The organism is Mycobacterium sp. ABE4_509, from assembly GCF_056160785.1.
The window spans coordinates 63326-76967 of sequence record NZ_JBSWXU010000006.1 but is presented as its reverse complement, the minus strand read 5'-3'; the positions used below and the strand labels follow the sequence as shown (position 1 = coordinate 76967).

General features: G+C 64.2%; 13 protein-coding genes, 1 rRNA gene and 1 pseudogene. 9 read left to right on the top strand and 6 right to left on the bottom strand.

Translation table 11 applies throughout. The features are described from left to right. Positions 1-95: 95 nt before the first annotated feature. Positions 96-210, top strand: a 5S ribosomal RNA gene (gene rrf / locus ACXAID_RS02675). A gap of 162 nt (positions 211-372) precedes the next feature. Here rrf and ACXAID_RS02670 read toward each other — a convergent pair. Both ACXAID_RS02670 and ACXAID_RS02665 read right to left on the bottom strand, forming a co-directional pair. Further along, positions 373-1011 (bottom strand): response regulator, encoded by a 639-nt coding sequence (locus ACXAID_RS02670; RefSeq protein WP_475020628.1) that lies wholly within the window; start codon positions 1009-1011, stop codon positions 373-375. Positions 1012-1022: 11 nt separating this feature from the next. Further along, complete coding sequence (locus tag ACXAID_RS02665) at positions 1023-2231, bottom strand: sensor histidine kinase (protein ID WP_475020627.1); 1209 nt, start codon at positions 2229-2231, stop codon at positions 1023-1025. A 96-nt stretch (positions 2232-2327) separates the two neighbouring features. On the opposite strand from ACXAID_RS02665, the gene ACXAID_RS02660 reads away from it, so the two are divergent. The 3 genes from ACXAID_RS02660 (at position 2328) to ACXAID_RS02650 (ending at position 4279) form a co-directional block, all read left to right on the top strand. Beyond that, on the top strand, positions 2328-3341 hold the full coding sequence (locus tag ACXAID_RS02660) for an NAD(P)-dependent alcohol dehydrogenase (RefSeq protein WP_475020626.1): 1014 nt from the start codon (positions 2328-2330) through the stop codon (positions 3339-3341). A 27-nt stretch (positions 3342-3368) separates the two neighbouring features. After that, positions 3369-3527, top strand: a complete 159-nt coding sequence (locus ACXAID_RS02655; RefSeq protein WP_475020625.1) for a hypothetical protein — start codon at positions 3369-3371, stop codon at positions 3525-3527. 68 nt (positions 3528-3595) lie between these two features. Further along, a complete protein-coding gene (locus ACXAID_RS02650) occupies positions 3596-4279 on the top strand; it encodes a class I SAM-dependent methyltransferase (protein WP_475020624.1) in 684 nt (227 codons plus the stop codon). A gap of 328 nt (positions 4280-4607) precedes the next feature. On the opposite strand, the gene ACXAID_RS02645 is transcribed toward ACXAID_RS02650, so the two are convergent. The 4 genes and pseudogenes from ACXAID_RS02645 to ACXAID_RS02630 form a co-directional block, all read right to left on the bottom strand. After that, a complete protein-coding gene (locus tag ACXAID_RS02645; protein WP_475020623.1) occupies positions 4608-5423 on the bottom strand; it encodes an enoyl-CoA hydratase-related protein in 816 nt (271 codons plus the stop codon). A 309-nt stretch (positions 5424-5732) separates the two neighbouring features. Continuing rightward, positions 5733-5906 (bottom strand): annotated as a pseudogene (locus ACXAID_RS02640) ((2Fe-2S)-binding protein); the annotation flags it as partial. 202 nt (positions 5907-6108) lie between these two features. Then, positions 6109-6936, bottom strand: a complete 828-nt coding sequence (locus ACXAID_RS02635) for a Rieske 2Fe-2S domain-containing protein (protein ID WP_475020622.1) — start codon at positions 6934-6936, stop codon at positions 6109-6111. An 89-nt stretch (positions 6937-7025) separates the two neighbouring features. Continuing rightward, the gene (locus tag ACXAID_RS02630) at positions 7026-8459 is read right to left on the bottom strand and encodes an aldehyde dehydrogenase family protein (protein WP_475020621.1); all 1434 of its coding nucleotides are present in this window, start codon (positions 8457-8459) and stop codon (positions 7026-7028) included. 659 nt (positions 8460-9118) lie between these two features. Between ACXAID_RS02630 and ACXAID_RS02625 the strand changes: the two genes are divergently transcribed. From ACXAID_RS02625 to ACXAID_RS02605, 5 genes are read left to right on the top strand one after another with little or no spacing between them, the layout of a single operon-like run. Further along, on the top strand, positions 9119-9877 hold the full coding sequence (locus ACXAID_RS02625; RefSeq protein ID WP_475020620.1) for an MBL fold metallo-hydrolase: 759 nt from the start codon (positions 9119-9121) through the stop codon (positions 9875-9877). Then, positions 9874-11568, top strand: coding sequence for an AMP-binding protein (locus tag ACXAID_RS02620; protein ID WP_475020619.1), 1695 nt, complete (start codon positions 9874-9876; stop codon positions 11566-11568). Before ACXAID_RS02625 ends, ACXAID_RS02620 begins: the two co-directional genes overlap by 4 nt. Then, a complete protein-coding gene (locus ACXAID_RS02615) occupies positions 11565-12155 on the top strand; it encodes a VOC family protein (protein ID WP_475020618.1) in 591 nt (196 codons plus the stop codon). The genes ACXAID_RS02620 and ACXAID_RS02615 overlap by 4 nt, the downstream gene beginning before the upstream one ends. Then, positions 12148-12402: a hypothetical protein gene (locus tag ACXAID_RS02610; RefSeq protein ID WP_475020617.1), complete on the top strand. Its 255-nt coding sequence runs from the start codon at positions 12148-12150 to the stop codon at positions 12400-12402. Before ACXAID_RS02615 ends, ACXAID_RS02610 begins: the two co-directional genes overlap by 8 nt. After that, positions 12399-13640, top strand: coding sequence for an alpha/beta hydrolase (locus ACXAID_RS02605; protein WP_475020616.1), 1242 nt, complete (start codon positions 12399-12401; stop codon positions 13638-13640). The genes ACXAID_RS02610 and ACXAID_RS02605 overlap by 4 nt, the downstream gene beginning before the upstream one ends. Positions 13641-13642 lie beyond the last annotated feature (2 nt).

Genomic DNA, 13642 nt, shown 5'->3' with positions numbered 1-13642 from the left:
CCAACAACCCCCGGGTTGCTGCGTGACACCACACCCCACCACCAAATAACACTTCCCCACAAAACGGGGATCACTCAAAAACGAGTGAATAGAGTTACGGCGGTCCATAGCGGCAGGGAAACGCCCGGTCCCATCCCGAACCCGGAAGCTAAGCCTGCCAGCGCCGATGATACTACCCATACCGGGTGGAAAAGTAGGACACCGCCGAACACAAATTGAAGTCCTGTGCCCCCCAATTCTGTTGGGGGGCACAGGCATTTGTGTTTGTAGCCAGGGATCAGTCGAACAGTGTCGGTGCGACTGACGCATGAGTTCTCTCCGGTCCCCAGCAAACTGTCCTTGCGGACCGTTCCGCCGCCGTACCCGGCTGTGTCAGCGGCTGATCCGACCGGTTTCATGTGCCCAGATCGCGATCTCGACGCGATTGCGGACACCAAGCTTGGTCATCAGGCTTGCTAGGTGCGTCTTGACTGTGCTGAGACTGACATAGAGTTGCCCGGCTATCTCGGCGTTGGTGAGGCCCCGTGCGACCTGACGAAGGATTTCTTCCTCGCGAGCTGTGAGCGGTTCGACGGGCTGTGGTGGTTGCGCGCCCGCCGTTTCGGCGAACTTGGCCAACAGTCGGGCGGTGATGTTCGGCGCGATGAGGGCGTCGCCAGCGGCGGCGGCGTGCACCGCCTGGGTCAGAAGCTGCGGTCCGGCGTCTTTTAGCAGAAAGCCGCGGGCTCCTGCCTTCAGCGCGCGGTGGACGTACTCGTCGAGGTCGAACGTCGTGATCACGACCACCGGTATCGGGTGGGTCACCTCGGATCCGGCGAGCTGGCGCGTCGCTTCGATACCGTCGAGCTCGGGCATACGTATGTCGATAAGGCACACGTCGGGCCGGAGGCGGCGCGCCAGCTCTACCGCTTCTCGCCCGTCGGCGGCCTCACCGACAACCTCGATACCGGCCTGTGCGTCGAGGATCATGCGCAGGCCGGTGCGGACTAGATCCTGGTCGTCGGCCACCATGACGGTTGTTGTCACGATGCGGACGACCCGCGGGGTAGTTCCACGTCGACCCGCCAGCCCCGCTGCCGCCGGGGCCCGACCGAGATGGTGCCACTGAGCATCGCCACCCGTTCTCGCATGCCTTCGAGGCCGTAACCTCGCCTAGACCTGGGCGATGTTGTTCGTGTCGGCTGGCCGTCATCGGTCACGGTGAGCCGCACGCGCCTGTGGTCGCCGTGGAGATGAACCTCCACCCGCGTGGCGCCGTGTGCGTGGCGCACGGCATTGGTGACCGCTTCCTGAGCGATGCGATAGACAGCCAAATCGACCGGAACCGAGAGGTTTCCGAGGTCACCATGCAGATGCACGACCACGGCCGCCGATCCTTTCCCGCCGGCGGCTGCCAGCTGCGGCAGATCGGCGACACCGGGCAGCGTCGCGAGGTCATCCCCGTTGCCACCACGAAGTGCGCGGACAGTTGCACGCATCTCCGCAAGTGCCTGAGATGCCGCGGTTTCGATCGCGGCAAGTGTGTTGGTGACTGCCCCGGGCGCCGTCTCGGCGACGGCGCGACCTGCTTGGGCCTGTACGGCAATGGCCGAAACGTGATGGGCGACGCTGTCGTGCAGCTCGCGTGCGAGGCGCTCACGTTCGCGCATCCTGGCTGTATCGAGTTCGCGGCGACGGGTTGCAGCACCTGCGCGGACCGCAGCGCCGGCGACTGCTGAGACGCTCAGCACCGCGGCCCCGCCAACCGCGTCTCCAGCCGACCAGGAGTCCGCCCAGATACTGACGAACCAGGACGCGGACATGACCGCGGAACTGATGAGAATTTCGCGGCCTGCCCCCCAGCGGAACACAGCATAGGGAAAGAACAGCACGAATGCGGCGCTGTGGAACTCGGGTGCCCGCTCGGACGCCGCGAGCGTCACGATATCCAACACCGTCAGCCCGCTGAATGCGACGGTGCACGCCAGCTGCGGACGTCGGTTGCGCCACGGCAGAAGACAGCCGAGAGCCACGCCGGCGAGGAGCGCCGGCAGCGGCCGGACGATCTCCTGCTGGAAAACCACCTCGAATACGACTGCGACCAGGCAGGCGCCACCGAGCGCTGCGTCTTGCCAGCGCACAACAGGGCGCGGACCAGGCTGAGGTAGCTGCCACAAGGCCCGCACCTGTGCTGACGCTCGCTTCCCCGACAACACCCCTTGAGTGTAGGAACGCTGCGCTGCTTTGGTCATCGGCCGCGAGTATGAGTTCGATCCGGCTGAAAGACCAGGCCGGAATCGACCGGACGTCCGATGTGCGGTCGGCGGGGGTTTCGCAACATTGGGGACATGCAAGCTGTGTTTTGCCCCCGGTACGGGGCTCCTGAAGTCCTGACGATCCGCGATGTGCCTGACCCCCGCCCCGGCCCAGAGGAAGTGCTGATCCGGGTCCACGCCGCCGGCCTCAATGCCGTGGACTGGCGTATCGTGCGCGCTGATCCCGCGTTCGTGCGCCTCACGTACGGCCTCCGTCGGCCCGCCATTACCGCACCGGGCGCCGACATATCCGGGGTGGTCGTCGCATGCGGGGTTGACGCAAGCCGCGTCGCGCCGGGTGACGAAGTCATCGCCAACCTGTACGACTGCGGCTGGGGCGGGTACGCCGAGCTGGCGGTGGTCCGCGAGACCCGGGTCGCCGCCAAGCCGCACACTCTCACGTTCGCGCAAGCAGCGACTCTCCCGCTGGCCGGGGAAACCGCGCTGCAGGCGCTGCGCGACGAGGCCCGCATCGAGCCCGGTGACGACGTACTGATTCATGGTGCCAGCGGCGGCGTCGGGAGCTTCGCCGTGCAGATTGCCAAGGCGCTCGGAGCCAAGGTGACCGCGGTATGCAGCACCGCCAAGCGCGACCTGATGCGCGACCTCGGAGCCGACGAAATCATCGACTACACGACCGAGGATTTCACCACCCGGGGTGACACCTGGGACGTCATCCTCGGCGTCAACGGCTACGTCCCGTTACGCCGATATTTTGCCTGCCTGCGGCCGGGCGGCCGGTACATCATGGTCGGCGGAAGCATCCGGCAGATGCTCGAAGGCTTGGCCGGCACGGCTTGGTTCAAGTCGCGGTCGGGCCGTGTCCGCACGCTGCAACTCAAACCCGCGGCGGAGCGGCTCGAGGAAATCGTCCGCCTCGTCGACGCCGGCACAGTGCGGCCCGTTCTCGATGCGACCTACCCCCTCAGCGAGGCTGCACGTGCGCTACGCACTATCGAGACGGGCCATAGCCGGGGCAAGACCGTGCTGGTCGTGGTACCAGACATCGTCAATGCCGCCGACACCCAGACACCGCGGATCGGTTGACTCGGACTCGGCGGAGGAGTCAATAGCGTGAAGTTGCAGCCCGAGCGCCTCGGCGCCGTCAAAGACTGCTGGCGACCGCTCGGCCATGTTGTGGCGGCCGTGCTGTTGCTGGCCCTGGTTGCGGTGGCCGCCTGGATCTTGGTCGGCCCGGTCGCGCCGACCTGCGCGACGGGACAGTTACCGTGATCCTCTCCGCCTTCCCGCCGTCGATACGGCCGACAAACGTTCCGACAATTGCGCAAGGACTGCAGAGAATGAATACGCCGGAAGAGTTCTGGGACAATTCCGCAAGCAGCTACGACAAGAACGAGGAACGATTTGCGCATATTCACAGCAAAAGTAGAGGCAACGCCAAGAAATACCTCAATGGTAGCGATACTGTTCTGGATTATGGATGTGGAACAGGCGCCACAGCTTGTGAGCTGGCCAAGCATGTAAAAGAAATCCATGCCGTTGACATATCAACGAATATGATAGAAGCAGCGAAAAAGAAGGCAGATGTGAGCAGCATCGCTAATATCGGTTTCGCGCGAGCGGATATCTTCGATGACGCGTACGAAGCGGCATCCTTCGACGCTGTCTTGGCTTTCAATGTGCTGCACACAGTACCCAACCCGGCGAAGGTGCTGCAGAGGATGTACGAGCTGCTCAAGCCTAGCGGGGTGGTCATTTCAGTGACGCCTTGTCTACGGGACAAGATGTCACCTCCAGTTCATGTGCGAATGCAGATTGTCCGAATATTGTGCAAGACCGGAATAATCCCCATCCCTATACGGAGGATCACGGGCGCTGAGCTAGATGATTTGGTTCGAAGTGCAAATTTCCACATCATCGATTCCGAAACTATATACGACGGGGTATGTAGTCGTTTTGTGGTAGCGAAGAAGATGCAAGAAATTCCCGCCGACAACGACACTCAGGATCCGATTGTCGTGTGATGCCGCCCCCATTCCCAGAGTGCATTGCTTTCCCGCGAGTGGAGGCGCTGGAAAACTGATTGCAGGCACCGCGGTCCGTGGCGGCAGGGAAACGCCCGATCCCGTCCCCAACCCGGAAGCTAAGCCCGCGAGCGCCGACGGATGCTACTCATGCCGGGTGGAGAAGCAGGACACACCGCCGAACACGAAACTTGACGTCCTGTTGCCCCAATTCTGTTGATGGTCAGGGCGATATGTGCATGAGCATGCTGGCCCGAAGGGGCCGGCATTGGCGAGACGCGGCGCTGCCTACTGTGAGCGGTGAGATGCGGCCGCCACAGACCCGGACCTACTGCTCGCTTCGCCACCGGCTGATGCGCTGAGCATGTGCCGGGTCGGCGTGCGCCAACGGCTGCATGGCTGCGGCCATCGCGAGAGTCGAATCCATACCGCCGCCAGTCCGTGACTCCTGGAGCAGTCGCTTCGCCATTCGCACCGCGTGGTTGGGATTCTTGGTAATCCGTTCGGCGAGTGCGCGAGCCTCGGGTAGTAGGTCATCGTGGGGTACCACGCGGCTGACCATGCCCCATTCGTATGCTGTCGTGGCGTCGATGCGGTCGCCGGTGAGGGTCATCTCAGCGGCGCGTTCGTAGCCGACGGCTCGGGGCAGAAACCAGCTACCTCCGTCGCCGGGGATGAGACCGATCTGCACGAAGCTCTCAGCGAACGACGCCCGTTCGGATGCGACCCGGATGTCGCACATCATGGCCAGGTCGCAGCCCGCGCCGATGGCAGGTCCGTTCACGGCTGCGATCAAGGGAACCTCGAGACGACTGACGGCACGCGGGATCCGTTGGATTCCGTCGATGTAGGCGCGTCGCTGATCGAGGGGAGCGAGGCCGAACATTCCTGTGCGGTCGGCCATTTCCTTGACGTTGCCGCCAGCGGAAAAGATCTGTCCTGCGCCGGTCAGGATCACCGCGCCAAGGGCGACGTCGTCGTTGGCCGCGTCGACCGCGGATTCGAATGCCGAAATGAACGCCTTGTCGGTAATCGCATTGCCGATATGAGGCAGATCGATCGTCCAGATCTGGATGGCTTCGTCGGCGATGACGTCGAGTGGACTGCTGGTGCCGACACCCGGTGAGCTCTGTTCTGCACGCATGGATTTCCTCTAACGATCGGGTAGTGGTGGTTTTGGGAACGTCGTTCGACTATGTGCCGGCCCGAGCAGCGGTCGCGGTCTGCGAGGCCTGCCCGCAGGGCCCGGCCTTCAGGTGTTGGCTTGCTGTGCTGCGTGTGGGTCGCCTGCAGCCAGGTAACCTCTGGCGTCTCGAAGGGCGTCCTGGGGGTTACCGGCACGGTCTGTCAGGCCGAACGCTCGCACACGCCTGTCACCGGCCGAGGATGCGTCGGATGTTCGAGGGCATTCGAGCGAACAGGTTTCGTGTGCGTTGCGGCAGCTACCGGGAACGGGACTGCATTGTGTCTTTGCGGCCAATATCGTTGCGCGGACGGTTCGACGACACCGTCCGCAGTCCATGCCGGCGCCACACGCTCTCGCGATGTCTTTCGTGCTGGATGCGCCTTGGGCGACCAGGTCGGTGACCGCCTGGCTGGTCACGCCGGTGCACAAGCAGACGAACACGGTTCACCGTCCTCGAGTCGGGCAGATTGACGAAGCGCTATAAGGAGAGACTAACCTCATTCCTGCCCGAAGTCTAGATATAATATCAATAATGTGCGAATAGGGTGCGGTCGGTTGAGCGGCGAGCGTCTGGGTCGTGACTAGGTCGAGTGGAGGGCCCCTATGCGTCGGTGCGCCGGGGGCCTCTGCCGGATCCTTCGGCTCAGGCTGTGGTGCGCTCGAAAAGGGCCAGCAGCCTGTGCTTCCAGTCGGCGGTGTCCGGCTCATCGTCGGGGGTGAAATCGACCACCGGTACCGCAACCACCGCACTTTCCGCGGCGGCCCGGGCCTGTGGCAGGTCCGCAGAGGCCGCGGCAACGAGCGCTCGATCGTCTTCGGTCGAGCGGCGGCTGGTCCACACCACCGACGTCACGAGTGAACTGCGATTGTCGACGGGGGAGCATGTCAGTAGCCGGTGGGTCTCAGTGCCGCCATCGGACTTCGAGGTGCTGCGGACGATGAATGGCACCTCGGCGGTGACGCGATCGAACATCGAATTCTTCTGGGCCAGAACGCTGGTGATGATCTGGATCGGATTCGACTGCCACAGGGAGACGTCGCTGTGAATTCGGCGACACCTCGAGTCGACGTCGGTGGCGATGTCGACGACGGGCGATGTTGGGTCGCTGAGAGCCACCCAGATGAGCCCGTAGTGCTCGGCGCACCGATGCGTCTTGAGGTGCGCCTTGTCATTGATGGGAAGTCCAGAGGGCTTGAAGACGCAACGGCCTTGGTCCCCGAAGGTCCAACCGTGCTTCGGGCACGCGAGCCGCCCGTCGCTCACCTCGCCCTTGGTCAGGTCTGCCTTGCTGTGCGTGCACTGGACCGGAGCTGCAACGACGGCTCCATCGGGGCTGCGCCACAGAACGAGATCGCGACCCAGTAGTCGTACGGCGGCCGGGCTGTTCACCACATCTTCTGGATGGGCCACCGCCAACCATCGATGGCTCAGCGGTCCCGATGAGGCCAAAGATACCGACACACTGTTCATTTCGTGTTGTCTCCTCCTGAAGACGGTGGCGTGCGAACGTGCTCCGATGGGTGCCCCCCGCTAGGTATCGGGGGCAGCCATCTCGGTGTTCACATCCCGACGCAGTTGTCGGTGATCGTGTGGAATTGCGTGTACTCGAGCAGGCCATGCTCACCGCCGAACTCCTGGCCGACGCCGCTCTGCTTGAACCCGCCGAAGGGGCCGTCGACGTCGACGCTCGACAGGTTGTGACTGTTGACGAATGTGCAGCCGGCTTCGATGCGTGCTGCCACGGCGAAGGCCTTGTCGAGATCTCTCGACCACACCGAGCTGGCCAGTCCGTATTCGCTGTCGTTCGCCCGACGCACGGCTTCGTCATCGTCGGAGAACTTCATCACGGGCAGGATGGGCCCCATCTGCTCGCAGCTGACGACCGTGGCCCCGTCCGGCGGGTCGAGCACCAGGTGCGGCAGCATGAAGTAGCCGCCGGCCGGGTCGGTGCCCTCGGCGTATGAACCCAGTTCCACCACATCGAGGCCCGACTGCTTTGCGTCGGCGAGCAGTTCGGTCACCTTGCTGAATTGGCGCTCATTGTTGAGTGGCCCCATCGTCACCTCGGGCCGTATGCCGTCGCCGACGACCAGTTGACCGACCGCAGTCTTGAGTTTCTCGACGAGCTCGTCGTAGCGCGACTCATGGACGTAGAGCCGCTTGATCGCGAAGCAGATCTGGCCGGCGTCGGCGAAGGCACCACTGACGATCCGTGTGATCGCCTGCTCCCCGAGCTCGGCATCGCCGAGGATGAGCGCGGCGTCGTTGCCGCCGAGTTCGAGTGTGACGCTGGCCAGATGCGCCGCAGCGTCGGCCATCACGGCTTTGCCCGTGGCGGTGCTGCCGACGAACGCGACCTTGCGCACGCGTGGGTCCCTGACCAAGGCAGATCCCACCTCTGGGCCGAAGCCCGAAACCACGTTGAGCACACCCGGTGGGAAGACTGCCGCGAAGGCGCCGAGGGCTTCCAGGGTGGCCAGCGGAGCGAACTCGGGAACCTTGACGACCACCGTGTTGCCGGCCATCAGTGCGGGGCCGATCTTGCCGCAGGCCAGTCCGACCGGGAAATTCCAGGGGACGATCGCCGCGACCACGCCGTGGGGCTGCTTCACCACCCGCAAGCGGCGGGTTTCGTTCTCGATCACCTTGTCGTCGAGGTACTCGGGGTGAGGCGCATAGTAGGCGATGGTCATGGCCGCCATCCCGAAGTCGATGAACGACTCCATGAGCGTCTTGCCGTTCTCGGCGGTCAGGATCGGGGCCAGCTCGGTGCTGCGCTCGCCGGCGACAGCTGCCGCCTGCATGAGCAGTGCGCCGCGGTCGGCCGGCGGAGTTGCGCTCCAAGCCGGGAAGGCCTCAACGGCAGCCTGCACTGCGCTCGCTGCATGCGCAGCCGATCCGTTCGGGTAGCGGCCGACGACCGTCTTGAGGTCCGCTGGGTTGTGGACGTCGATCCAGACGTCGCTGGTGGCGGGTTTGCCGCCGATTGTCATGGTCGGCTCGATGGGCACGTGGATCCCTTTCTCCGGTCCACCCGGTCCGGAGGTGGGTGCTGGACACCCGCCTCCAGTGTGGCGCTCAGCGCTGGCAGGTTCGTCGCTATGCAACCAGTCCAACGGGGAGCATGTTGGATACTTTATCCGAAACTGTCGCTGGGGTCTAGACCGTAACGAGCCTCACTGGCGTCCGCCCCGTTGCACCTCTCTGCCGAATGGCGTTGAGCTGCAACGGTGATTCGTGTCGAGAAGTGCGACGATGGGCTGCCGGCCGGGGTGCTGTCGGCGCGTCGGTGCGCCACTAATGTGCGTCGGGGTCGAAGTCGACGCGAGGTGGCAGAACGCCATGCGAACCGAACGTCTGCGTCTTGTGCGCCTGGCGCCGGTCGGCGGAACTGATAACCGAGGAGTTATGTATATCATATTCTATTGTCTCGACGTCAGCGTAGCTTTATCATCATGAGTGTCGATTCGAGGAGGGGATGAGGCCGTGGGGACTGCAGCCTGGGTGGGGCTACTCGAAGTTCGGGCCGAGGCGTCAGATGTGGCCGTCGGGGTGGCTCCGTTGTCCTGTGGTGCTGCATTGGGCACCGCCCCGACTCGAGCAGGTTGCTGACGCGGTCATGATCAGCGTTGGAGAAATCACTGTCACCCCGGTGGTGGACAGCGTCTCGCGTGTGGTGCCGACGAAGACATACGACAAGACCTCGGCTGTCGACTGGTCGCGCCATTCCTGGTTGCTCGACGCAGACGGCTACCTTCCGTTGACGCTCGGCGGTTACGTGGTGCGGTCCCGCGACCGGGTCATCCTGGTCGACGCGGGTGTGGGGCCCGAGGACCGACCACTCGGGAACAGCACACTGCCCGGCGGCGCGATGCTGGACCGCCTGGGCACCGCTGTGCAGGACATCACCGACGTGCTGTTCACCCATTTGCATCTCGATCACGTCGGGTGGGGTGCGGTCGGTGATCGAATCGTGTTTCCGAATGCCACCTACCACTGTCACCAGGCCGACTGGGACTACTTCACCAACGGTGGCGCGATGGGTGCGCCGGAGAAGCTGGCGGTGATGGCGCCGGTGATGAAGTGCTGGAGTGCCGATACGACGCTGGCGCCGGGGGTCGACGTCGTGCATGCCCCTGGCCACACCCCGGGGTCGTCGATCGTGGTGCTCTCCGGCAACGACCAACGCGCCGTTCTACTCGGCGATGTCGTGCACTGCCCGGCCGAGTTGGTCGAGGACGAGTGGCTTACGATCGGTGACGTCGATCCGGCGCTTGCACGCAGGACCGCGACTCAGCTCGCGCGGGAGTACGAAGGTAGCGATGTTGCCATCGGCGCCGCCCACTTCACAGACCTGCGTTTCGGTCGGCTTCTGCTGGGAGAGAGCCAGAGAAGGTGGATCTTCGCATGACCGAAACGAACCTGCGCGCCGACGTCGAGCGCGTGATTGGCGCATTCGGGGCCGAGGCCGAGCGCTACCGCGCCGCCGGAGAGTGGAGCGACCGAACGATCGTCGAGGTGTTCCGCGGTCATGCTGCCCGCCGGCCGGCAGGGCTTGCCATCGCAACTGTCGAGGGCTCGCTGACCTATCAGGAGCTCGATGGGCGCTCGGATGCCTTGGCCCTCGGCCTGGTCGATGCCGGACTGAAACCCGGCGACCCCGTCATCTTCCAGATGGGCAACGAGCTCGAGGCCGTCATCGCCTTCTACGGCGTCCTCAAGGCTGGGCTCATCCCGGTCTGCAGTATCCCGAACCATCGGCTCCATGAAGTCACCAACATCGCCATGGCGACCGGAGCGCGGGCCCACATCTTTCAGGCCGACTACCGTACGTATGACCTGGCAGCCTTGAGCTCAGAACTGGCTGACAGGTGCCCGCAGGTCGCAGTGCGTGTCGTCGCCCGCGGGGATTCTTCGGACGGCGTGCGGTCGCTCGAAGAGCTGATTCATGATGCCGACCCTGTCCGTGCGAGCCAGACGGTGGACGAGATCCAGCGTGGGCTGTCGCCGGACCGTGTTGCGCTTTTTCAGCTCTCGGGTGGCACGACGGGTGTGCCGAAGGTGATTCCGCATACACATGCCACCTACCTGTCGATCGCGGCGCGATGGTCGAGGAATTTTCGATGGGATGAGCAGACCGTGACTCTGCATTTCATCCCGGTCATGCACCATGCGGGGCTGGGCACGGTAATGGTGCCGACCCATTTCGTCGGCGGCACCGTCGTTCTCGGTCGTTCGGTCGACGCCGAGCTGCTCGTCGGGCTGATCGAACGTTATCGGGTCAGCTGGATGCACTTCAACATGGCGGCATTTCGCCCACTGGTGGAGTACAGCGCGCGGGTTGACTGTGACTTCAGCTCCGTCGAGCAATTCATGTGGGTGTTCGTCCGGCCGGAGATGTCAGCCCAGGCCGAGCGGATGTTCGGTGCGACTGCTATCGGAAGCTTCGGGATGGGCGAGGGAGTGCATCTTGCCGCGTCGCCCGACGATCCGCCGGAGATCCGGCGCTACACGGTGGGTTCGACGATAGGCGCGCACGATGAAGTCGTAGTCCGAGCCATCGAGACCGAAGAGCCCGTTCCTGACGGCGAAGTGGGAGAGCTGACCTTCAGGGGGCCCAGCGTGATCCGGACCTATCTCGGCGATGAACATTCTGCGTTCACCTCGGACGGGTTCCTACGTTCCGGCGATCTCGGGCGGGTGGAGTCCATCGGTGGCCGCCGCTGCTTCGTCGTGACGGGCCGGGTCAAGGACCAGATAAGCAGGGGTGGGGAGAAAGTCATGGCTCCGGAGCTGGAGTTGCTCCTGCACGACCATCCAGAGGTGCGTGAGGTGGCAGCTGTTGGAATACCTGATCACGCTCTGGGAGAGAGGATCTGCGTCGTCGTGGTACCCGAGTCCGGCAACGTCGACGTCGATGTGGAGGAACTGCGATTGCGACTCGTCGAGCACCTCGACGCACGCGGAGTCGCCAAGTTCAAGTGGCCGGAGCGGCTCGTCCTCGTCGACGAGTTGCCCAAGACCGGAGTGGGCAAGGTTCGAAAGGATGTTCTGCGCGGCTGGGTGGAAACTGCAGGCGCGCCAGAGAAAGTGAGGAAATGACGATGAATACGAAACTCGCCGGGGGCATGCGGGGCGTCGATCACGTCGCCTACCCGACCTGGAAACTCGAGGAGACCGTTCACTTCTACCGGGACGTACTCGGTTTCCCGCTCAAGCACTGCATCCTGGCGCCGGGATGGGGCAACATTCCCCATCCGGATTTCGCGCACTTCTTCTTCGACATCGGCGCCGGCGGGACCATTGCGTTCTTCTACTACTTCGACGTGCCCGAGTACCGCGACCCCAACGTCCCCGACCGCATCAACAAGGCGCGCCATCTCGCCCTGGCGGTCGACACCGTCGAAGAGCTCGACGGCTATCAGCGCCGAATCGAAGAGGGCGGCTACGAGCTGAGGTTTCGCGTCACACACGAGCTCATCGAATCGATCTATGTCTTCGATCCCAACGGCTACAGCATCGAGATCTCCCGGCCGCTGCGGCCGCTGCAGACGGCCGACACCGTCGATACCGAAATTTCGATCCAGGCCCTGATCGACATCACCAACGGCCCCGACCCCACCCTGACGAAGGTATGGGAGCGCAAGGCCGAACTCATCGCCGAGCAGCTGGGAGTCAGCCATGCCTAGTGTCTTCTTCCCCGATATCCCCGAAACCGAGCCGATCTGGAAGGCGGCGGTCGGTGACAGCGAGCTCGACACGCGCCACGTCGGAGCGTATGTGGAACTGTCTTTCCCCGATGGGATCACGATCGACCGGGTGAGCACCGGCGCGCGTCACGCCGTGTGGTACAGCTGCCTTGGCGCGCTGGACCACGCCAACGTCGTGCAGTTCGACAAGAACGCCCTGCGCATCGTGGCTGCCAGCGACTCGTGAGCGCACCGGCCACGCGGTTGGGCTACCGGCCGCGGATGAAACCCGGGCCGATGCCCGACGGGGTGACGACGACGGTCACCACTGTCGCGACCGCCGACGACGCAGTCGTGCCGGGGATCCTCTACACCGTGCAGGGCGCGACGACAGTAGTCACGCTGATGCATCCTCGCCAGGACCTTGCGCGGCACTACCTGATTCCGATTCTGCTGAAATCGGGCTTCGCGGTATGGGCGCAAGGTTCCCGGACGGTCAACAACGACCTGACGCTCGTGCACGAGGAGGCGGTGCTCGACGCTGCAGCGGGCTTCGCGCAGTTGCGCGACCGCGGTTTCGAGCACATCGTCGCGTGCGGCCCGTCCGGAGGCGCGACTCTGTACGCGTTCTATGTGCAGCAGGCCGCTCGGGAACCTGACAACCGCATTCGGGTGACACCGGGGGGCAAGCCGATCGGCCTCGCCGAAGCGAGGATTCCGGTCCCGGACGCAGTGATATTCGCTGCACCACACCCCGGGCAGGGGGAACTGTTACTCGGATGTATCGACGGCGCCGTTGCGGATGAATCCGACCCACTGTCGACGGTTCCTGATCTGGATATCTTCGATGAGGCCAACGGCTTTCGTGAGCCGCCGGGCAGTTCGACCTATCCGTCGGCGTTCTTGGCGCGCTACCGTTCGGCGCAGCGGGCGCGGGTGGCGCGGATCGACGCGCACGCCCGGCATCTGATCGCTGAACGGATGGCGGCCAAGGAGCGGTTCCGGTCGAGCGGGAGCGCTGCTGACCGCCGGGCGAGCGTGATGTCGAAGGTCATCACGGTGTACCGCACGGACGCCGACCCGCGGACGCTGGACTTGTCGCTGGACCCTTCAGATCGGCCCTACGGGTCCATCCACGGTCGCCGCCCGGATCTGATCAACTTCGGGATCTCCGGGTTCGGTCGGCTCACTACGGCCGACGCCTGGCTTTCCACCTGGTCGGGGCTCAGTAGCAACGCGCGTTTCAGCACGTGTGTGCCCGAGGTGACGATCCCCAGCCTGTTTATCGAGTACACCGCCGACCAGGCCACGTTCCCGTCAGTGGCCCGCGAGATGTTCGACGCGATCGGTGCGTCCGACAAGACCCATGAGCGCGTTGCGGGGACTCATTTCGGCGGATCTCCCAGCCCGGACGGACCTCCGGGCGGGCAGCGTGCCGGCGAGCTCATCGTGAGGTGGCTGCGCGAGCGCTTTCCGCGCGCCTGAGC

Coding starts and splice junctions, on each gene's coding strand:
- ACXAID_RS02670 (WP_475020628.1), bottom strand. CDS start 1,011: ATGGTGGCCGACGACCAGGATCTAGTCCGCACCGGCCTGCGCATGATC.
- ACXAID_RS02665 (WP_475020627.1), bottom strand. CDS start 2,231: ATGACCAAAGCAGCGCAGCGTTCCTACACTCAAGGGGTGTTGTCGGGG.
- ACXAID_RS02660 (WP_475020626.1), top strand. CDS start 2,328: ATGCAAGCTGTGTTTTGCCCCCGGTACGGGGCTCCTGAAGTCCTGACG.
- ACXAID_RS02650 (WP_475020624.1), top strand. CDS start 3,596: ATGAATACGCCGGAAGAGTTCTGGGACAATTCCGCAAGCAGCTACGAC.
- ACXAID_RS02645 (WP_475020623.1), bottom strand. CDS start 5,423: ATGCGTGCAGAACAGAGCTCACCGGGTGTCGGCACCAGCAGTCCACTC.
- ACXAID_RS02635 (WP_475020622.1), bottom strand. CDS start 6,936: ATGAACAGTGTGTCGGTATCTTTGGCCTCATCGGGACCGCTGAGCCAT.
- ACXAID_RS02630 (WP_475020621.1), bottom strand. CDS start 8,459: ATGACAATCGGCGGCAAACCCGCCACCAGCGACGTCTGGATCGACGTC.
- ACXAID_RS02620 (WP_475020619.1), top strand. CDS start 9,874: ATGACCGAAACGAACCTGCGCGCCGACGTCGAGCGCGTGATTGGCGCA.
- ACXAID_RS02615 (WP_475020618.1), top strand. CDS start 11,565: ATGACGATGAATACGAAACTCGCCGGGGGCATGCGGGGCGTCGATCAC.
- ACXAID_RS02610 (WP_475020617.1), top strand. CDS start 12,148: ATGCCTAGTGTCTTCTTCCCCGATATCCCCGAAACCGAGCCGATCTGG.